Source organism: Variovorax sp. Root411 (genome assembly GCF_001425205.1).
Classification (GTDB): domain Bacteria; phylum Pseudomonadota; class Gammaproteobacteria; order Burkholderiales; family Burkholderiaceae_C; genus Variovorax.
On sequence record NZ_LMDW01000012.1, the window covers coordinates 53,305 to 71,659 of the forward strand.

General features: G+C 70.1%; 14 protein-coding genes. 5 read left to right on the forward strand and 9 right to left on the reverse strand.

What is annotated here, in order from left to right; genetic code table 11:
• Nucleotides 1-255: 255 nt before the first annotated feature.
• The 8 genes from tagF to phnD (ASC92_RS11320) form a co-directional block, all read right to left on the reverse strand.
• Complete coding sequence (tagF, locus tag ASC92_RS11285) at nucleotides 256-912, reverse strand: type VI secretion system-associated protein TagF (RefSeq protein WP_056514849.1); 657 nt, start codon at nucleotides 910-912, stop codon at nucleotides 256-258.
• Nucleotides 909-4,511, reverse strand: a complete 3,603-nt coding sequence (gene tssM / locus ASC92_RS11290) for a type VI secretion system membrane subunit TssM (protein ID WP_056514852.1) — start codon at nucleotides 4,509-4,511, stop codon at nucleotides 909-911. Before tssM ends, tagF begins: the two co-directional genes overlap by 4 nt.
• A complete protein-coding gene (locus ASC92_RS11295) occupies nucleotides 4,508-5,839 on the reverse strand; it encodes a DotU family type VI secretion system protein (RefSeq protein WP_056514854.1) in 1,332 nt (443 codons plus the stop codon). The genes tssM and ASC92_RS11295 overlap by 4 nt, the downstream gene beginning before the upstream one ends.
• Before the next feature lie 30 nt (nucleotides 5,840-5,869).
• A complete protein-coding gene (gene tssK, locus ASC92_RS11300) occupies nucleotides 5,870-7,201 on the reverse strand; it encodes a type VI secretion system baseplate subunit TssK (protein ID WP_056514858.1) in 1,332 nt (443 codons plus the stop codon).
• A gap of 157 nt (nucleotides 7,202-7,358) precedes the next feature.
• Entirely contained in the window at nucleotides 7,359-7,634 is a 276-nt protein-coding gene (locus tag ASC92_RS11305; RefSeq protein ID WP_157609046.1) for a hypothetical protein, read from the reverse strand.
• Nucleotides 7,635-7,660: 26 nt separating this feature from the next.
• Nucleotides 7,661-8,149: a hypothetical protein gene (locus ASC92_RS11310; protein ID WP_056514864.1), complete on the reverse strand. Its 489-nt coding sequence runs from the start codon at nucleotides 8,147-8,149 to the stop codon at nucleotides 7,661-7,663.
• Nucleotides 8,150-8,313: 164 nt separating this feature from the next.
• Complete coding sequence (gene phnD / locus ASC92_RS11315; protein ID WP_056514866.1) at nucleotides 8,314-9,357, reverse strand: phosphate/phosphite/phosphonate ABC transporter substrate-binding protein; 1,044 nt, start codon at nucleotides 9,355-9,357, stop codon at nucleotides 8,314-8,316.
• Nucleotides 9,354-10,388, reverse strand: coding sequence for a phosphate/phosphite/phosphonate ABC transporter substrate-binding protein (gene phnD / locus ASC92_RS11320; protein ID WP_056514869.1), 1,035 nt, complete (start codon nucleotides 10,386-10,388; stop codon nucleotides 9,354-9,356). Before phnD (ASC92_RS11320) ends, phnD (ASC92_RS11315) begins: the two co-directional genes overlap by 4 nt.
• A 160-nt stretch (nucleotides 10,389-10,548) precedes the next feature.
• On the opposite strand from phnD (ASC92_RS11320), the gene ASC92_RS11325 reads away from it, so the two are divergent.
• The 5 genes from ASC92_RS11325 to ASC92_RS11345 all read left to right on the forward strand — a co-directional run bounded on the left by ASC92_RS11325 (nucleotide 10,549) and on the right by ASC92_RS11345 (nucleotide 17,304).
• Nucleotides 10,549-12,438: a hybrid sensor histidine kinase/response regulator gene (locus ASC92_RS11325; RefSeq protein ID WP_056514875.1), complete on the forward strand. Its 1,890-nt coding sequence runs from the start codon at nucleotides 10,549-10,551 to the stop codon at nucleotides 12,436-12,438.
• Between the two features lie 166 nt (nucleotides 12,439-12,604).
• Nucleotides 12,605-13,636 (forward strand): ABC transporter substrate binding protein, encoded by a 1,032-nt coding sequence (locus ASC92_RS11330; RefSeq protein ID WP_235505793.1) that lies wholly within the window; start codon nucleotides 12,605-12,607, stop codon nucleotides 13,634-13,636.
• Nucleotides 13,633-15,621 carry an ATP-binding protein gene (locus ASC92_RS11335; protein WP_056514878.1) on the forward strand — a complete coding sequence of 663 codons (1,989 nt, stop codon included), beginning with the start codon at nucleotides 13,633-13,635 and terminating at the stop codon, nucleotides 15,619-15,621. The genes ASC92_RS11330 and ASC92_RS11335 overlap by 4 nt, the downstream gene beginning before the upstream one ends.
• A 19-nt stretch (nucleotides 15,622-15,640) precedes the next feature.
• Nucleotides 15,641-16,438: a hypothetical protein gene (locus ASC92_RS11340; RefSeq protein WP_056514880.1), complete on the forward strand. Its 798-nt coding sequence runs from the start codon at nucleotides 15,641-15,643 to the stop codon at nucleotides 16,436-16,438.
• Nucleotides 16,435-17,304 carry an FkbM family methyltransferase gene (locus tag ASC92_RS11345; RefSeq protein ID WP_056514884.1) on the forward strand — a complete coding sequence of 290 codons (870 nt, stop codon included), beginning with the start codon at nucleotides 16,435-16,437 and terminating at the stop codon, nucleotides 17,302-17,304. The genes ASC92_RS11340 and ASC92_RS11345 overlap by 4 nt, the downstream gene beginning before the upstream one ends.
• A gap of 26 nt (nucleotides 17,305-17,330) precedes the next feature.
• Here the strand turns inward: ASC92_RS11345 and ASC92_RS11350 are convergent, their stop codons facing one another.
• Complete coding sequence (locus ASC92_RS11350) at nucleotides 17,331-18,308, reverse strand: GlxA family transcriptional regulator (protein ID WP_056514886.1); 978 nt, start codon at nucleotides 18,306-18,308, stop codon at nucleotides 17,331-17,333.
• Between the last annotated feature and the right edge of the window lie 47 nt (nucleotides 18,309-18,355).

Below are 18,355 nucleotides of genomic sequence, written 5' to 3' on the forward strand. Positions count from 1 at the left end.
CGGGAGGGTTCCCCTCCCCTCTGGCTGCGCCGAGGAGCGGAGCGTTTCGCGGATAAGGGCCGCAGCTGTTTGAGCGAAGCGAGTTCTGCGGACCCCGCGAAACGCGAGCACCGCAGGTTGCCCGAAGCGAAGCGTAGGGACGCAGACAGTGGGGTCGCCTTTCTTTGCTTACTTTCTTTGGCGAAGCAAAGAAAGTAAGTCGCCCGCCGGGGCGAGACCCGGCCTCGGAAAGCAAAACAAGAAGAGAAGTTCACGTCACCCCTCCTCCGCAAAGCCGAGAAACAGCGCTTCAAACTGCTCATCCCGAGGCAACCCGGTACTCAACATCCGAATCCCCTGCTCAGCAGCAGGATCCCCCAGCCAAAGCGAGGCCCCAGCAACAGGCAGCATCAACGACTCCACCGTGTTCTCGCGAACCGAGGCAGCAGCATCAGCAGCAGCAAACAACCTCTGCAGCACAGCATCGAACCGCAGCGCATCCAGATCCCCATCCAGCCCCTCGAGCGCAGCCTGAGTCGCATGCGCCCACCACTGCAGCGCCGCAGCCAGCGCCGCCCCTTGAAGCTGTTCAGGCACCGCCTCATCGAGCTCCATCGCCAAAGCAAACGGAAAGTACCGCCCCACCCCATCGACCGAAGGCATCAACACCCCGATCCACGCCTGCTCTCCCGCCACCTGCCGCCCCAGCGCAAAGCACCAGATCGGCGCTTCCAGATACCGTTCGGTCCAGTCCGCATGCCGATCCCGCAGCCGCGCCATGCCGCGCTGCAGCCACTGGTCCCACACGGCGCGGAACGGCTCGGGCAGACGCCGGTGCGCAAAATCCCCCATGCCCGGCAGCTTGCCGAACCACCCCGGCAGCGCAGTCGAGGCAAAGAGCGAAGACGACGATGAAGAAGACTCGACGCTCACAACCCCTCCGGACAAGAAAACTCGCGCAGCTCGCGCAAGCGGATCGGGTGCTGCACGCTGTTCGTCGTCACTTCGAACCGCGTCTTGCGCGCGCCGATCTGGAAGGTGATGAAGAACTTCTCCGGCGCATCGCCGGCTTCGAGCTGGCCGTCGTCGAGCGCACGGAACAGCGCCCACGGCCCATCGACCGCCGCGCCCGAGCTGCCCGTGGTCGACGGCGGGCTGACCTGGATGCGCACCTGGTTGCTGCCCTTCGGCCCCGGCCACTGCACAGCCATCGGCACCACGGGGCCGTGCGCGTACTTCACGAGCTGGCCGTCGACGTCGAGGATGAACTGGGTGATGCCCGCATCCATTTCCACCGGCTTGAAGTCCAGCCGCATCGACGGGCCCCGGCCGCCACCGCGGAAGAAGATCTCCTTGATGCGCGCGGCGCGCTCGAACTGCGCGATCGCCTGCGTGGTAATGGCGCCGCGCTCGGCCACGGGCTTGTAGCGCCACGGGCGCGTACTGGTGTCGACCAGCGCGGCCAGGCGCTTCTGGAAGAAGTCGTCCATCAGGCCGCCAGGGCCGAACATCTGGCCGAAGTCCTCGGGCAGCACGTCGCGCTTGCTACTCTGCACGAAGGGGTAGCGGCCAGCGATGGCGCGCGCGCAGAACTCGGCCACCGGGCGCAGGTCCTGGCTCAGGTTGCCGCGCTCGGCCACCTGGGCCTGCGCGGCGCCGGCCTGGCTCAGGTTCTCGACCATCGAGCGCACCGGCTCGGGCAGTCGGCCCGCGTCGGACTTGAGTTTGCCGGCCACGTCGCCGGGCGGTGGCGAGGTACGGCCCTTCACGGCCGTGTCGACCGCGTTGAGGTACACGTACACCTCGTTGAAGAGCTTCAGCGCGTCGTCGATGGGCGCGGGCTGGTTCGGGCCGCCCGCGGTGACGAGCCGGCGCAGCGACTCGAAGCGGTCGTCCACGATGCTCTCGATGCGCTTGCCCGGCGCCACCTGGCGGCCGGGGTCGCTGCCGAACAGGTCCTCCAGGCCCTTGCGGGTGTTGCGCACCGTCTCGGTGGCCTTGCTGACCACGTCCTTGTTGGCGTCGGCCGCGGGGATCAGCGTGGTCTGCTTGACCACGGCGCGCAGGAAGTTCGCGAGCGGCGAGTCGACGCCCGAGAGGATGCGCGCGGTCTCGATGTTCTTCTCCAGGCCGCTCACGCGGATCAGGCGCACGTCGGCGAGCAGCGCTTCCCACTGCTTGACGTATTCCTCCAGGTACAGGCGCCGCACGCGGTCGGTCAGCGCGCCGAGCGCGGCCACGTCGCGCAGGCGGTCGGCGGCGTTGCGGTCCTGGCCCAGCACCCACGGGTCTTCGTTGGCGAGCAGGCCGGTGAGCACTGTCACTTCGTTCTGGAAGCGCTTGTGATAGCCGTCGTAGGTGAACATGCCCGGCACGCCATCGGAGAGCGGCTTGCCGCTGATGCGCTCGAACACCAGCGGACCCGAGGGGCCGGTGGCTGTCGCCACGCTGAAGGCCGGAATGTCCTTGGTCGCGCGCTGGCGCTTCAGGCGGCTGAACACGCGCTGCTCCAGCGGGTAGCTTGCGAGCACGGCGCGCACGCTGCGCACGAGGTTCTCGTCCATCTTGAGCGGCGAGCGCGGCGGACCTTGTGCGATCAGCACGTCGAGCTGGTCTTCGAGCTGCCTGCGCTGGTCTTCGGGAATGCCGCGGTCGAGGTTGCGCGACCAGTCGAGCGTGATCCAGGCCTTGAGCGCCTCGGCGTCGAAGTGCTCGGGCTGGTAGAGCATCAGGTAGCTCTTGAGGGCTTCGTAGGTGAACTCGAGGTTGTCCTTCTGCGCGGTTCGCAGCTGGTCCTCGATGCGCTTGGCGATCTGCGGCAGGAAGGCGTCGTTGAGAGCGCGCTGGTGCGTGAGCATGGCGGCGGCATCGAGCTTGTCGCCCTGGTAGAGGCCCAGCGTCATCGACAGCGGCTCGTCGCCCTGTCGGTTGTCGGGCGTCTTCCAGATGTCGCGCAGGCCCTGCAGCACGGGCGCGACCTCGACCAGGTTCTGCACGCGAGCGGGCAGCGCCGCGAGGTTCTGCCGGGCCGGCTCGACGCGGGCCTCGACCGACTTCAGGTAGTTCATGTTCTGCAGCGTGCTGTAACCCCAGGCGGCGAGCAGGCCGACGGTGACCAGCGTCATCGCGGTCACGCCGATCACGCGCAGCGTGTGGCGGCGGCGCTCCAGCTTCACGTCGGCGCCGGCCAGGCGCTGCTCGGGGAACACCACTTCGCGCAGCAGCGAGGTGAGGAAGTAGCTGCGCCCGCTCGACTTTTGCGGCGCGAGCATCGCGCGCTCGATGCCGAAGCTGCGCGCGAGGCTGCCCATCACGCGGTCGATCGGGCTGCCTTCCTGCGTCCCGCTGGTGAAGTACACGCCGCGCACCCACGGCGGCTGCGCGAAGCGCGAGCCGGTGAACACCTGTTCCAGCAGGTCGGACAGCAGCGAGCCGATGGAGCCGAACTGCGCCGGAAAGCCGAAGATCGCCGCGCGGCGCGTGCCATCGGTCTCGCGCTGCATGCGCGCGATGAGGCCGTCGTTCACGCGGTTGTGCAGCAGCGCGAACTCGCGGTGGAAGGCCGTGGAGAGGCCCTTTTCTTCGAGTTGCACGTTCTCGTCGGCCGGCAGCGTGAAGCCGAAGACCTGCGCGCGCTGCTCCTTGCCGAGGTCGTCGAAGTAGTCGGTGAAGCCGTAGAGCAGGTCGCTCTTGGTGACGAGCACGTACACCGGCAGGCGCGTGGTGAGCTTGCCGTCGAGTTCGAGCAGGCGCGCGCGGATCGAGGCCGCAAGCTGCGTGCGCGCCTCCGGCCCCTGGCTCAGCAGGTCGGCCACGCTGACGGTAAGGAACACGCCATTGAGCGGGCGGCGCGGGCGCGCCTTCTTGAGCAGGCCCAGGAAGCCTTCCCACGCGCTCTTGTCTTCCGACTGGTGGCTGTCCTGCGTGGTGTAGCGCCCGGCCGTGTCGATCAGCACGGCCTCGTCGGTGAACCACCAGTCGCAGTTGCGCGTGCCGCCCACGCCGCGGATGGCGCCGGGGCCGAACTTCTCGGCGAGCGGAAAGCTCAGGCCCGAGTTGACCAGCGCCGTGGTCTTGCCCGCGCCCGGTGCGCCGATGAACACGTACCACGGCAGGTCGTAGAGGTAGCTGCCGCCCGAGATGGACATCCAGTCGCGCCAGCCCGGCTTCTTGCCGGCGGCGTGCATGCGCATCTGCTTCAGCGTGGCGACGGCTTCGCTGAAGCGCGTGTCGAGGATCTTCTGTTCGCCGTTGACAGGCGCATCGGCCTTGGCGGCCGGGGCCTTCATGAGGCCGTCGGTCAGGTGCCGGCTCGCGCGGCGTGCGCGCCAGCGGCGGTACAGCGCGCGCAGCACCACGGCCAGCACGATCACGCCGATGACGATGGCGCGCACCATTTCGCTTTCGAGCGGCGCGAGCGAGCCGATCTTCACCAGCGGCCCGATCCACCAGATCAGCAGCGCGACGATGAGCAGCGCGAGCAGCGTCAGCAGCAGCGGGCTGAACAGGAAGCCGAAGATTTTCTTGATCATTTCGTGGCTCCCGTGTTCGCGGCGACGCGGTCGGGTTCCGTGAGCAGCACGATGTCGACGCGCCGGTTCTTCGCGCGGTTGGCCGGCGTGTCGTTGGCAGCCACAGGCTCGGCGTCGGCCTTGCCGTCGGAGCGCATGCGCGCCGGATCCACCAGCGTCGACAGCGCACCCTTCACCGCATCGGCCCGCGCGGCCGAGAGGTGCCAGTTCGACGGATAGCGCAGCGAGCGGATCGGCTGGTTGTCGGAATGGCCGGTGATCAGCACCTCGCCCTTCACCTCGGCCAGCGCCTGGCCGATGCGGCGCAGCACCGGCAGCGACTGCGCCATCGGCTCGGCGCTGCCGGAACCGAAGAAGGAGTCGCCGCGCAGTCGCACCACGCTGCGGTCGGCCTCGTCGGTCACCGTGACCAGGCCCTGCTTCACCTCGGGTTCGAGGAAGCGCGCGAGGCGCGGCGCCTTCGCCGGCAGCGCGGGCGGCGCGATCTGGATGTTGGGCGCGCGCAGGCTCGACACCGCGGCGTAGGTGGTGTCGGAGCGGTAGTTGAGCGTGAGCCGCAGGCCGAACCATGCGAGCGCGAGCAGCAGCGCGAAGCCCGCCGCGAACACCCACAGCGGCAGCGACTCGCGCAGCCGCACCGTGCCCGCGCCCTGCCCGCGCCAGTGCGGCGAGAGCTCGGGCTCGACGGCCGGGCGGTCTTTCGCGATCAGGTCCGCGAGGCGCTGGCGCACCGAGTCGAGCTGCGCACGGCCGTTGTCGACCACGCGGTAGCGGCCCTCGAAGCCGAGCGCGAGCACGCTGTAGATCAGTTCGAGCAACTGGCGGTGCGTGGGCACGTCCTGCGCGAGCTTGGCCAGCAGCTGGAACACCTTCTCGCCGCCCCAGGTCTCGTTGTGGAACTGCACCAGCAGGCTCTGCTTGTTCCAGCCGGCCTGCACGCCCCACGGCGTGTTGGCCACGGCCTCGTCGAGCGCGGTGCACAGCACGTAGCGCGCGGCGAGTACCGATTCGTTGCTGACGCCGGCGCGCCGGGCACCGGCATCGAACTGGTTGACGGCATCGGCGGTGGAGGCACGCAGCGCCGGCACGTTCGGCGGCTGCGCGAGGTTGCGCAGCTTGCCGATCAGCACCAGCAGCTTGCCGGCTGCGGAGACGAGCGGGTTGAGCAGGCCGAGTTCGCCGACATCGACCGCAGGCGTCGGATCGGTCCCGCCGAAGAAAGGCGCAGGCGATGCGGCCGGCGGCGTTCCTGCCGGCGTGCGCGGCTTGGGCTTGATGACCGTGCGCTCCGACTCGAAGGCGGCGAAGGGATCGGGAGGTGTGCTCATGATGGTGTTCCGTTTCCGTCGGCCGGTTGGCTAGGAACGTATTGCCCAGAACGCGAGGTCCAGCCCAGGGAAGTCGCCGGCGATGTGCATCGCGATGCCGCCCGACTGTTCGAGCTGGCGCCACAGGTCGCTGTTGCGCGTTTCGAGTTCGAAGTAGTTGGCGCCCGTGTGGAACGGAATCTGGCGCGGCGCCACCGGCATCGGCGTCAGCGTGACACCCGGCAGGGCGAGGTTGACGAGATCGCGGATGCGCTCGACCGGGCCGATCTTGACCTGCGTCGGAAAGCGCGCGCGCAGCGCCTCGCTCGGCATGCTCGCGTTCACCGCGAGCACGAAGGTCGCCTTGCGCTGCAGTTCCACGTCCGTCACCATCGCCACGCGCACGCCGTGCTTGCGGTCGTGCAGGTCGATGCGGATGGCCGACTGTTCGAGCACCATCGAGAGGCTGCGCCGCAGGTCGTCCATGACCGGGCGGAAGCTCATCGCGAGGTCGTCGTGGACGTAGGGGCCGAAGTGCGCCACGCGGCGCGAGTCGCGAAAGCTCGCGAGGTCGCCGGCCAGCCCCAGCGCATGCTCGAAGAAGTGCTGCGGGTGCAGCACCGCGCTCTTCGCCAGGTGCGCGAAGACGGCTTCGTTGCGGTTCACGGCCTGCAGCAGCATGAAGTCGGCGATCTCGGCCACGCCGCCGGTGCCGCCCTGGGTCATGCGGCCCGCGAGCGCTTCGCCGCGCTGGCGCAGCAGGCCCAGCAGCTCGTCGAGCCAGGCGCGGATGACGGCATGGCCGGCCACGTCGAGCAGCGGCGGCAGCATCGTGCGGTCGAGCTGCACCTGGTTGTCGGCACGGCGCTCGACCACGCGGGCGACGCCGATGGTGGTCCAGGCGTCGGTGGCTTCGCCGGCGCGCATCAGGCGCGTGTGGAGCCGGCCCAGCTGCAGCATGGCGGTGCGCTCGCCGGCGGTGTTCGAATCGGGCACTTCGGACTCGAGCACGCGGTGGCGCACCAGCTCTTCATATTCCTCGGCATCGGCCTCGCGCGCGCCGGCGCGGCGCAGCGGCAGCGCGAGCACCACGGCCTCGTCGCGCATGGAAGAAGGAATGTCAATGGGCTCGGGCAGCGGATCGACCGCCGGCATGTCGAACACCGTGCCGTCGCCGAACACGCCGACCGCCCGCACCAGCGCGAGCTTGCCCAGCGTGAGCGCGGCGGAGTCGATCTCCAGCTCGGCAAAGCCCCAGGCGTAGGGGGTGGTCGAACGCAGCAGCACATGCCGCGCATGATCGGCATGACGCTCGCTCTGCTGCAGGTGCTGAGGCTGCAACAGCATCCCCTCGCTCCAGACCACTTTTGTTCGCCAACTCATCCGCACTCCGTCAACGGCAAGGGTGCCTGAAAGAAACATGAAGTTTCCGGCGCGGAGCACGGCGGGCAAATCCGCCTAACGGCCTAGATGCGGGGTTTTGGAACTACGGCGAAGGGAGTAGACGCGAGGCTGGCGGTGCCCTGCGTCTCGACGGGAGTTACAGGCCGTAGATCGCGACGATGGCCCAGAAGGTCAGCCCAAGGGCTCCTGCACCGAGCGCAAGCATCGCGGCGAAGAACACCACGAAGTACCCGATGCGGCGCGAAAGCTGGGGCGTTGCTGGAACGCACCTCACGTAGATCAGGGCAGCCCACAGCACAAGCGCAAGCGCTCCGGCCGCCACGACACTCCCCGACATTGCCAGGATTCGATGTTGGTCCAGGAAGCGCAGGCCAACGCTGAGCAAAGGCATCGCCAAGGCCCAGACCAACATGTTCAGCGGCAGCCGCCACTCCGCTCTCATCGGATCGCCTCGCCCTTGTAGTAATGCGCCGGCATGGGGTTCTCCCAACCCGGTGACTGATATCCAGGTACGGACACCAAAGGCACGTAGCCCGTCACGCTCCTGAGCAAGCCTGCGACGTATGAGCTGCTGTTGTACTCACCGGGACGCATGCGTGAGCCCCGGATGTTCTTCGGCGCCGAGTACGGAGAAACGTAGCTCGCGAACTTCTGAGAGTTGACGACGAGTTGGCGTGCGAACTCTTGTCGACTCATGCCCTGCGGGGGAGTCAAAGGAATCTTGACCAACACCCCGCCAGGAAGCGAGTTCGTGTATCGGTTCGATCGGATCAAACCAAAATTTTGCATGCCTGCTTCAAAGAAGGAGGGCTGACCATCGATCACGGTGATACCGCTGTAAGCGTCGTCGATGATGATCGAAAAATGCAGGTCGGGATTTGGCCAACTGACATAGCCGACGGGATCTGCCGCGATGCGCCCGTACAAGGTGACATCGGGCTTCGAGTGCTGCGCATGCGCAACCGAATTCGTGTTCGACGATATTGTTCTCCCTTAGATCGGCCAGTTACCCTGGCAGGCCCGCCGCATGATATCGACTTGGATATGCGGTGCCAGTTAGGGCGATCGGCTCGATGCCTCACCTGCAGAGCTCAGCGAGCGGCCGCGCGCAAGGTCTCGACCTGCTCCGCGTAGGCCTTCTCGATGCGCTGCAGCCGCTGTTCGCGTGCCGCCTCGTTGACCCACGAAGCCGACATGGCGCGCTGCCTGCCCAGTTGGTAGTCGAGCCGCGCCTGCGGCAGCAGTGCGCTGTCGTCGGCCGCGACATAGCCGTAGGCCGCGCGCAGGGTCTTCAGCACTTCGCGCTCGGCGTCGGCGCGAGCGCCCTTGCCTCTTCCGTAACCGGTCAGGAAGCTCTGCAGCCGCGCCTGGAACTCCGGCGGGAAATCGCGCCGCACCACCATCGGCGCGCCGGGCGGCTGCTCCGATTGCCAGACCACCTGCAGCCGCTCGGCCTCTACCGGGAACTGCTGGCGAAAGCGCTCGAAGTCGGTCGTGTTGTTGGTGGCCACGTCGGCATCGCCGTTCGCCACGGCCAGCGCGGTGGCCTGGTGGGTGCCGACGAACTCGCTGCGAAAGCGCGTCTCCATCTCGATGTTGTGCGGCAGGAAGAGCTGGCTCTGCGGCACAATGAAGCCGGTGACCGAACGGCTGTCGCCGCGCGCGAGCCGCCATCTCTCCGGTTGCGTGAGCACGCCTTCGAGTGTGTTGAGCGGTCCATCCTTGCGCACCAGCAGCACGGCGCGGTGCTCGGGCACGCTGGGGTGCCGCGCGATCTGCGCCACCACCTTCATGCGCCGCTGCATCACGGCGTCGAGCGCCATCTTGGCCGAGAGGAAGGCCATGTCGATCTCATCGCGGCCGATGGCGCGATCGAGCTCCTCGTACGTCGGCACCGAATAGGCGCTCACCGGAATGCCAAGGCTTCGGCTCATGTCGGCCATGAGCGGGGTCCACAGCGCGCGCGATTCGACGGCGCCGCCCAGCGGCAGCACGCCGAAGCGGACGGCCTTGATGGTGGGCGGCACGGTCTTCTCGTGCGGTGCGGCAGCGCCCTGCGCCGCAGCCGGCAGGGAGCCGGCCAGCAAGGCAGCGCAAGCCAGCAGCACAACGACCATCCACGAAGGCTTCATCATGGCGTCGCGTCCCTGAGCACGCTGACCTGGTCCGCATAGCCGCTCTCGATGCGCTGCAGGCGGGCTTGGCGCGCGGCGTCGTTCACCCATTGCGCGGTCATGGCGTTCTGCCTGGCGAGCTGGTAGGCCAGTTTGGCCGCGGGCTGCAGCGAGCTGTTGTCGGCGGCCACGAAGCCGGCCAGGTCGTGCAGCGACTTGAGCACCGCGCGCTCGGCGTCGCCGCGCGGCCCCTTGGCGCGGCCGTAGCCGACCAGGAAGGCCTGCACGCGCTTGCGCAGTTCGGGCGGGTATTCGCGGCGCACCACGATCTGCGCATGCGGGATCAGCTCCGACTCCCACAGCACCTGCAGGCGCTCCGCCTCGGCCGGAAAGCGCAGCCTGAAGCGCTCGAAGTCGGCCGAGTTGTTGGTGGCCACGTCGGCCTCGCTGTTGGCCACGGCCAACGCATTGGTCTGGTGGGTGCCCACGGTTTCGCTGCGAAAGCGCGTCTCCATCGCGATGTGGTTCGGCAGGAAGAGCTGCAGCTGCGGCACGATGAAGCCCGACACCGATTGCTTCTCGCCGCGCGCCAGCCGCCAGCGCTCCGGCTGCTCCAGCATGTTCTTCAGCGAATTGAAGGGGGGCGCCTTGCGCGCCAGCAGCAGCGCCCGGTAGCCGGGCAGGCCGTCGTGCCGCACCACCTGCGCCACCACGTTCACGCGGCGCTGGGTCACGGCGTCGAGCGCCATCTTCCCCGACAGGAAGGCCATGTCGACCTCGTCGCGCTGGATGGCCTGCTCCAGCGCTTCGTACGAGTTGACCGACAGCACGCTCACCGGGCGGCCGATGGCGCGGCTCAGCTCGGCCAGCAGCGGGTCCCAGTCGCTGCGCGACTCGAAGGCGCCTCCGAGCGGCAGGATGCCGAAGCGAACCGGCCCGTCCAGCGCGCCGGCCTGGGCCGGGGCCCACAGCGGCAGCCCCACGAACAATGCCAGCGCCGCCGCACGGAGGGCGCCTGGCAAATCGGCAAATCGGCGCATGGAAGCCTGCATTTCTGGGCCTGTGACAGAGGGCCGTTGCGCAGCGGCGGGTCTAACATGGGCAGCGCGGACGCCATTAAATATCAAATACACGCAAGTTTCGTGATGTTTTCCTGTCTTCCCAGTTCCGGATTGCCCCTCTAAGCTCGGCGCCCATGCTTGCGATGCCCTCATGAACTGGAACTTCCGCGTCCTGCGCGGCCTGGCCCGCCTGACCTTCGCCCAGCAGCTGATCCTGCTGGCGCTGGTGCCGGCAACGCTGGCCACGCTCGCGGCAATCACCGTATTGACGCGGCAGCACCTGAGCAACCTCACCGAGCTGATGCGCGCCAATGCGCAGACGGTGGCCCTGCAGGTGGCCACGGTGGCGCAGGCGCCGCTGGCGCGCATGGACCGCCGCGCGCTGGCGCGCACCGCCCAGTCGGGCACCTACCAGCCCAACGTGCAGCAGGTGCAGATCTGGACGGAGGACGGCGAGATCGTGGCCAATTCCGAAACCATCGACCGCGCCCGCGGCGACGGCCTGCAGGTGGTGGTGCCCATCGTGGGCGACGACGGCCGCCACAGCGGCCAGGTGATGGTCGAGATGAGCCTGGCCGCGGTGCAGAGCGCACGGCGCTCGGTCTGGTTCAACGTGGGGCTGGTGCTGGCGATCAGCCTGGCCGGCGTGGGCCTGGCGGGCTGGTGGGCGGCGCGCCGCATCAGCGAGCCGATCCGCGCGCTCGGCGATGCGGTCGACCGCCTCGGCGCGGGCGAGGACGCGAGCGTGGCCGTCGAGGGCACGTCCGAGGTGCGCCACCTGCAGCACGGCTTCAACCAGGCCGCGCGTGCGCTCGCCGAAAGCCACCGGCTGCTGCAAAGCCGCATCAACGAGGCCACGGCCGAACTGGCGCGCAAGAACCAGCAGCTCGAGGTGGCGAGCCAGGCCAAGACCCGCCTGCTGGCCGCCGCCAGCCACGACCTGCGCCAGCCGCTGCACGCGCTCACGCTGTTTTCCGACGGGCTGGCCAACGGCGAGACCGACCCGGTGAAGCTGCAGCGCATCGGCCACATCCGCGAGTGCGTCGATTCGCTGGACCGGCTGTTCTCCGAGCTGCTGAACCTGTCGCAGCTCGACGCCGGCGTGCTGCAGCCGCAGTGGATCGACTTCCCGCTCGACCGGCTGTTCGAGGAAATCAGCCGCAACTTCCGCCCGGTGGCCGAGCAGCAGGGCCTGCGGCTGGTGGCGCGCAAGACCGACCTGTGGGTGCGCTGCGACTACGTGATGCTCTCGCGCATCCTGAACAACCTGGTGTCGAACTCGCTGCGCCACACCATCGAGGGCGGCGTGCTGATCGGCGCGCGGCGGCGCGGCCGGAGCGTGCGCATCGACGTGGTCGACACCGGCGTGGGCATCGCCACGCATCACCAGCCGCGGGTGTTCGAGGAGTTCTACCAGGTGGAGCCCACCGGGCGCCAGGCGGCGCGCGGCGCGCGCGGCATGGGACTGGGCCTGGCGACGGTGCAGCGGCTGGCGGAGCTGCTCAACACCCGCGTGGAACTGAGCTCGAAACTGCACAAGGGCACCTGCGTGCGGGTGCCGGTGCGTTCGGCGCCACCCGCGTTGCCGGGACCGGCGGCGTCGCCCGGCGTCGCCGCCATCGAGGAAGAAGAGAGCCTGGCCAACGTGCGCATCCTCGTGATCGACGACGAACGCACCATCCTCGAAGGCCTGACGGTGGTGCTCTCGAACTGGGGCGCCGAAGTGCTGCCCGCGCAGACCCGCGCCGAGGCGCTGGCACTCGCCGACACCTGGGCGCAGCCGCCCGACATGGTGATCAGCGACCTGCTGCTGCAGGGCGGCGACAACGGGCTCGACGTGATCGGCGCGCTCGAGCGCCATCCGCGCGGCATCGGCGCCGGCACCGCGCGCCTTCTCGTCACCGGCGAGACCAAGCCCGACCGGCTGCGCGAAGTGGCGAGTGCAGGCATCGCGGTGCTCTACAAGCCGGTGTCGCCGCGCGTGCTGCGGCAGGCCATTCAAGCGCAGCGCGCGGCCGCCGCGCAAATGGTAGGTGCATAGGTAGTCCGTCGGACATAGGCCGAGCGGCTGCAATGGTGGGGATTTCGTCGCACGGGCAGGCCCTGCCGGCGCTGACATAAGCCCTCTGCCTTATCGCGCGAAGCGGGGGCCGTCCTTACATTGGACCATCGCTCCCTTGCTGCGGAAGCAGTCCATGTTTGTTGCCGTGAAATCCTTGTTCTCGCCCTTCTCCGGAAGGTTGCGCCGCGCGGCCGGTGCCGCACTGGCCGCGGGCTTGGCCTGGGGCGCCAGCGGCAGCGCCGCGGCGGCCAGCCTCACGGTGCTGATGGGGGACGACGTTGCGGCCTCTTCCGAATTCGTGCAGCGGCTGCGCGCGGACCAGGAGCCGGGCGGCAGGTTCGAGCTGGTGCGCCTCGCGCCGGGCGGCGCCGATCCGCAAGCGTCGACGGAAGCCGCGGACGCCGAGCGCGCTGCCAACTCCGGCGTGCGCACGCGCAGCCTGCGCACCGCCTCCGATGCTCCGCTCACCATGGCTGTCGGCCCCGCCGCCGCGCGCGCCGCCGTCGAGCGGCCGGGCCAGGAGCCGCTGGTGCTGGCGATGCTGAGCCGGCTCGAGTACGAAACCCTGAAGGCCGCCAGCCCCGCCCTGCGGCGCGGCGACCGGCGCGTGGGCGTGCTGCTGCGCGACCCGGCCATGGCCGACCAGCTCGCGCTGATCAACGCGGTGCTGCCGCAGAAGCACCGTGTGGGCGTGGTCGCCACGCCCGAATCGGAGCCGCTGGTGCGCGAGCTGCAGCGCGCGGCACAGGGCGCGAACCCGGCCTGGGAGCTGCGCGTGGAATACGCGCCCGACGCCAGGTCGCTCGCCGCCGCATTGCGCCTCGTGGTGCCGCAGAGCGACGCGCTGATGGTGCTGCCGGACCTGATCGGCGACAGCCAGGCGGCCACGCTCTCGGTGCTGCGCGCCGGCGCGGGCGCGGGCCTGCCGGTGTTCGGCGCCAGCGAAGGGCTGGTGCGCTCGGGCGGCCTGGCTGCGGCGGTCTCGACGCCGTCGCAGCTCGCACAGCAGGCGCGGCTGCTCGGCCAGAAGGTGGCGGGTGCGAGCGGCAGCGGCCTGCCGCTGGTGGAAGCGGCAACGCCTGCCACCGTGCGCGTCAACGCCAACGTGGCACGCGGACTCGGCCTGCGACTGCCGGAGGAACGGGAACTGGCCGATCGGCTCGCGCCCCTCCGATGAGCACCGTACCGTCTACCCATGGTCCGGTGGCGCCCGCGGGGACAGACGGGGCCGGCGCACCGGTGTCGTCCCCAACACCGCCGCCGCTCCAGTCTCCCCACACCCTGGTCGTGCGCGGCAACCTGCAGCGCGACCTGTTCCGCCTGGGCGTGGTGCCGTGCGCGGCGGTGGCGCTGGCGCTCACCGGCTGGTTCACGCACAACCGGCTGCAGACCCTCGAAGCCGCCTTCGATGCCGAAGGCCAGGCCGTGGCGCGGCAGGTGGCGGCCATGTCCGACCTGAGCCTCTATGCCGGCGACCTGCCGGCGCTGCAGAACGTGGCCAATGCCGCGCTGCGCGGCGGCCAGGTGACGCGCGTGGAAATCAGCAACAGCGCGGGCGTCTACGTCACGGCCGGGCCCAAGACGCCGCCGCTGGCGCAGCTGCGCATGTTCACCGCGCCGGTCACGCTGCGCGAAGCCTCGCGCGCCAGCGCCTTCGCGCCCGCCGGCTCCACCGCGGCGGGCGACACGCCCATCGGCCTGGTGCAGACCTTCCGCGACACCACCGCCTACACGCGCGAGCGCAGCCGCTCGCTGTTCGCGGGCATCGGCATCGCGCTCGTCGCACTGGTGGCGGCATGGGCCTCGGTGCGGCACATGGCGCGCACGGTGGCGCGGCCGCTGCGGCGCGTGTCGCGCACGGTCGCCGCGCTGGAGGCGGGGCATTTCGAAGTGCGCTGCGACGTGGTCGAGGGCGGCACGCGCGGCACGCACGAGCTCGCGGTGCTCGCGCACGACATCGACCGGCTGGCCGAGCGTCTGCAGAGCAACCGCCAGCTCAGCGAGGAGCGCGTGCGCGAGGCCACCGCCGTCGCGCTGCAGCGCATGGCCGAGGCCGAGCAGGCCGCGCTGTCGCGCGCGCGCTTCCTCGCGGCCGCGAGCCACGACCTGCGCCAGCCGCTGCATGCCATGGGCCTGTTCATCGACGGCCTGCTGCCCGGTGCCTCGCCCGCGCAGCGCCCGGCCGTGCTGCGGCTCCAGGAGAGCACGGAGTTCATGGGCGTGCTGCTCGACGACCTGCTCGAAATCTCGCGGCTCGATGCGCAGGTGCTGACACCGGCGATCACCAATGTGGCGCTGTCCGCGCTGTTCGACCAGCTCGATGCGCAGCATGCCGCCACCGCCTTCGAGGCGCGCGTGCGGCTGCGCTGGAGCGGCCGCGGCCTGGCCGTTCGCACCGACGCGGCGATGCTGCAGCGCATCGTCGGCAACCTCGTGGCCAACGCGCTGCGCCATGCGCCCGAGGGCGGCACGGTGCTGGTGGCCGCGCGGCGCGGCACGGCCGGCGTGCGCATCGAGGTGCGCGACAACGGCGTGGGCATTGCGCCGATCCACCAGGGCCGCATCTTCGAAGAGTTCTACCAGGTGGCCAACACCGAGCGCGACCGGCGCCGCGGCTTCGGGCTGGGGCTGGCCATCTGCGCGCGCATCGCCACGCTGCTGGGCACGCGCATCACGGTGCGCTCCGCGCTGCAGGCGGGCAGCACCTTCGCCTTCACCCTGCCCGCCGCGCGCCTGGCCGACGTGACGCCGCCCGACGCGCCACCGCCGGCCCCCGCGCCCCTGGCCGGCCTGCGCTGCCTGGTGGTGGACGACGACCCCGCCATCCTCGACGGCAGCCGCGCGCTGCTGGCGCAATGGGGCTGCGAGGTCGAATGCGTGAACACCGGCGCCGAGGCCATCGCGCGGCTGGGCACCGGCGACATCCGCTACGACGCCGTGCTGTGCGACCTGCAGCTGGCCGGCGATGGGGACGGCGTGGACGTGATCGACGCCGCCAGGCGCCTGCAGCCCGACGCGCTCGCGGTGCTGGTGTCGGGCGCCACCGGGCCCGAGGTGCTGCAGCGACTGCGCCAGGGCGGCGTGATGCTGCTGACCAAGCCGGTTGCGCCGGCCAAGCTGCGCGCGCTGCTGACCACGCGGCGGCACGTGCACGCGAACTGACCACCAAGGAAACCTGCCGATGCTCGAACTCGCCGCCCTGAAAGACATCCGCCCCTTCGTCGCGACGCCCAGCCACGCGGGCACCATGAGCAGCAACTACGTGCGCAGCCTGCTCGGCCTGGTCAATCTGGCCTGGACGCACGGCTTCGCGATGCAGACGCGCTTTCTCGACGGCGACAGCCTCATCACGCGCGCACGCAACCGGCTGGTGGCCGAGTTCATGGCCGATGCGCGCTGGACGCACCTGTTCTGGATCGACGCCGACATCGGCTTCGAACCCGAGGCGGCCCTGCGGCTGCTGCTGGCGGACCGCGACGTGGTGGCCGGCATCTATCCGCACAAGACCGACGGCTGGCCCGAGGCCGGGCTCGACGCGCCGCTGCCGGCCGGCAGCACGCGGCAGGACTTCGAGGCACGCCATGCCCGCTTCGCCGCGAATGCCGCGGGGCCCCGGCTGGCCATCGATGCGGACGGCTTCGCCGAGATGCTCGACGCGCCCACCGGCTTCATGCTGATCGCGCGCAGCGTGTTCGAGCGCATGGCCACCGCCTTTCCCCAGCTGCGCTATGCGCCCGACCGCCACGCCGACCCGGCCGACCGCGCGCGCGCCGCGTTCCACTACCGCTTTTTCGACGTGCTCGCCGAGCCCGGCAACGGCGCCTACCTGGCCGAGGACTTCGCCTTCTGCCGCCGCTGGCAGTCGATCGGCGGCAAGGTCTGGATCGATGCGCGTTCGAACCTGTCGCACCAGGGCCTTCGCACCTACACGGGCCATTTCGGGCAGGCGCTGGCGGCGCGCGGCGGGCCCCCGGCATGAACGACGAAGCACTGGCCAGGCTGCTTGCGCTCGATCGCACCACCGAGGTGATCGACGTCGGCGCGAACCCGATCGACGGCGAGCCGCCCTACCGCGCGATGCTGGCGGCCGGCCAGTGCCGCGTGACCGGCTTCGAGCCGCAGCCCGACGCGCTGCGCGCACTGCGGCAGCGGCGGGGCACGCTGGAGCGCTACTTCCCGTGGGCCGTGGGCGATGGCCGGGCGCACACGCTCCAGGTGTGCGCCGCCCCCGGCATGACCAGCCTGCTCGAACCCGACCCGGCCGCGCTCGCGCTGTTCGACCTGCTGCGGCCGATGGCCCAGGTGGTGGCGCGCGTCGCGGTGCAGACGCGCCGGCTCGACGACATGGAAGAAGTCGAGCACCTCGACTTCCTGAAGATCGATGCGCAGGGCAGCGAGCTGGCGGTGCTGCGCGCGGGCACGGCCAGGCTGGCGCAGGCCGTCGCGGTGCAGACCGAGGTGTCGTTCGTGCCGCTCTACCAGGGGCAGGCATCGATCGGCGACATCGACCTCGAGCTGCGCCGCCAGGGCTTCCTGCCGCATTGCCTGGCCGAACTCAAGCACTGGCCGGTGGCGCCGTGCGTGGTCAACGGCGATCCGTGCCAGCCGCTGCGCCAGCTGCTCGAAGCCGACCTGGTCTACGTGCGCGACATCACCCGGCCCGACGCCATGAGCGACGCACAGCTCAAGCAGCTGGCCATGCTGGCGCACTGGTGCTTCCGCTCCTTCGACCTGGCGCTGCGCTGCGTGCTGCTGCTGGAGCAGCGCGGCGCGCTGGCCGAAGGCACGCAGGCGCGCTACCTGCGGCTGGCCGCGCGCGCGGCCCTGCCGCCGGCGGCCGACTGAAGCGCTGGGCGGCAATCAGTGAAGGCTCAGGCCGTTGTCTCGGCCCGCGAGAACTGCCGGCGATACGCCGTCGGCGACACCTTGAACGCGGTGGTGAAATGCTTGCGCAGCGACACCGCCGAACCAAAGCCGGCGCCGGTCGCCACGCGCTCGACCGGATGGTCCGTGGTCTCCAGCAGCCGCTGCGCCAGCGCGAGGCGCTGGTTCTGCACCCACTGGCCCACGGTCGTGCCGGTGGATTCGCGAAAGCGCCGCGTGAAATTGCGTCGGCTCATGAGCGCGCGCCGCGCGAGGTCGTCCAGTTCATGCGACGCATCGAGGTGCTTGCCCAGCCACTCCAGCAGTGGCGCAAGGCGATCGCGCTCAGCCGCGGCGGGCACGGGCTGCTCGATGTACTGCGCCTGCCCGCCCTGCCGGTGCGGCGCAACCACCATGCGCCGCGCGGCGCGGTTGGCCGTCTCGGCGCCGTAGCGCACACGCAGCAGGTGCAGGCAGCAGTCGATGCCCGCGGCCGTGCCGGCGGAGGTGAGCACGCTGCCGTCGTCCACGTACAGCACCTCGGGCTGCAGCCGCACCTGCGGGTACTGGTTCGCGAAGGCCGCAGCCAGCTTCCAGTGCGTGGTGGCGGGCCGGCCGTCGAGCAAGCCCGCCTCGGCCAGCACGAAGGCGCCCAGGCACAGGCCGACCACGGTGGCGCCGCGCCGCTGCGCCGCCTGCAGCGCGCGGATCAACGCGGGCGGCGCCGCGCTGCCGTCGTCACGCCATGAAGGCACCACCACGATGTGCGCGCGGCGGATGGCCTCCAGCCCGTGTTGCACCCCTAGCGTGAAGCCCGCGTTGGTCTGCAGCGGGCCGGGCTCCGGCGCGCACACCCGCAGGCGGAAACGCGGCGCGCCGGTATCCGTGCGGTCTTCGCCGAAGACCATGCACGGCACGGACAGGTGAAAGGGGCTGATGCCGTCGAAGGCGACGACGGCAATGGTTTCGGTGGCTGGTTGGCGCATGGCCCGATCTTATCGATGAATGGCTTTCGGGCCACTTTCTCGAGACA

Bases quoted from the DNA above. Each gene is read 5' to 3' on its own strand.
- tssM (WP_056514852.1), bottom strand. From the start codon at position 4,511: ATGATCAAGAAAATCTTCGGCTTCCTGTTCAGCCCGCTGCTGCTGACG.
- ASC92_RS11295 (WP_056514854.1), bottom strand. From the start codon at position 5,839: ATGAGCACACCTCCCGATCCCTTCGCCGCCTTCGAGTCGGAGCGCACG.
- tssK (WP_056514858.1), bottom strand. From the start codon at position 7,201: ATGAGTTGGCGAACAAAAGTGGTCTGGAGCGAGGGGATGCTGTTGCAG.
- ASC92_RS11305 (WP_157609046.1), bottom strand. From the start codon at position 7,634: ATGTTGGTCTGGGCCTTGGCGATGCCTTTGCTCAGCGTTGGCCTGCGC.
- phnD (WP_056514866.1), bottom strand. From the start codon at position 9,357: ATGATGAAGCCTTCGTGGATGGTCGTTGTGCTGCTGGCTTGCGCTGCC.
- phnD (WP_056514869.1), bottom strand. From the start codon at position 10,388: ATGCAGGCTTCCATGCGCCGATTTGCCGATTTGCCAGGCGCCCTCCGT.
- ASC92_RS11325 (WP_056514875.1), top strand. From the start codon at position 10,549: ATGAACTGGAACTTCCGCGTCCTGCGCGGCCTGGCCCGCCTGACCTTC.
- ASC92_RS11335 (WP_056514878.1), top strand. From the start codon at position 13,633: ATGAGCACCGTACCGTCTACCCATGGTCCGGTGGCGCCCGCGGGGACA.
- ASC92_RS11340 (WP_056514880.1), top strand. From the start codon at position 15,641: ATGCTCGAACTCGCCGCCCTGAAAGACATCCGCCCCTTCGTCGCGACG.
- ASC92_RS11345 (WP_056514884.1), top strand. From the start codon at position 16,435: ATGAACGACGAAGCACTGGCCAGGCTGCTTGCGCTCGATCGCACCACC.
- ASC92_RS11350 (WP_056514886.1), bottom strand. From the start codon at position 18,308: ATGCGCCAACCAGCCACCGAAACCATTGCCGTCGTCGCCTTCGACGGC.